Source organism: Liquorilactobacillus mali, from assembly GCF_001437155.1.
Taxonomy (GTDB): Bacteria; Bacillota; Bacilli; order Lactobacillales; family Lactobacillaceae; genus Liquorilactobacillus; species Liquorilactobacillus mali_A.
Genome location: NZ_JQAR01000064.1, coordinates 1 through 1012 on the forward strand (window position 1 = coordinate 1; position 1012 = coordinate 1012).

Genomic DNA, 1012 nt, shown 5'->3' on the forward strand with positions numbered 1-1012 from the left:
ACTGTGTTGGACTTTTTTGTTAATTTTTTTGTATTATTACAAACTAGCACCACGCGTTTAGTGTATAAAAAAGTAGTTTTTGTGCTTTTGAAGAATAAAGGTCCATTTTCTTTACTAATGGAAAATAAGCCTCGTTATAGTTCGCGTAAAAAAGCTAATGCATTAGCAATCCAATCGGCAATGCGAGAATCTTGGTGACGCTCGTCGTAAGCCGTAGTTTCGTCAGCTAACGCCATTCCGTGAGGACCGTGGTGGTAAAGGTGTAGTTCGGTGGGCACTTGATGAGCTTGGAGCGCTAAGAAGTAGTCCACGGCGTTTTTTGAAGAAACTAACTGGTCGTCAGTGGTGGCCCAAATGAAAGTTGGAGCATTATCGGCGGTTACGTGTTGGTCAGCAGCAATCTCATCGGGGTTGTTAGTCCACTGCGCCAAAGTAGGTTGGTCAGGGAAGCCATCAAATGGGGTAATTACTGGGTAACCTAAAATAGTAGTGGCGGGCTTTAAGTCTTCTGCAGATAAGTGGGTTTGTGCTTGTAACCAGTCTGAAGACCATAAATTGTTGTAATTAGCAACTACGTGTCCGCCGACGGAAAAGCCCATCAACATGACTTTTTGGCGATCAACGTGCCATTGTGCGGCATTTTGTTTAGTAGTGGCGATTGCTTGCGCAGTTTCCAACAGGGGAGCCGGGAAGAGCGGTTGAACTTCATCGACAAAAGAGTACCGTAAGATGGAAACTTGAAAACCAAGTGACAAAAAGCGTAGCGCAACTTTTTCGGATTGCTTAAAATCAATGTGAGTATAAGAGCCTCCCGGTACAAAAATTAGCGCAGGGTTAAGCGCGTCGGTAAGGCTGGGATCAACGTAGGAAATTAACTCTGCTTGAGATTGAGGATTTACCTGGTTAAGTGGTGTTTTAGTTATTTGCATAAGATCGACTCCTTTTAAGTAGTAAAATACGCGTGGTGCTAGTTTGTAATAATACAAAAAAATTAACAAAAAAGTCCAACACA

General features: G+C 42.8%; 1 protein-coding gene. It reads right to left on the reverse strand.

Annotated features, from left to right (window positions below):
• Positions 1-134: 134 nt before the first annotated feature.
• Positions 135-1012 (reverse strand): lp_1002 family arylesterase (locus IV36_RS11720; protein ID WP_338086413.1); only part of this gene is annotated, 878 nt, incomplete at its 5' end.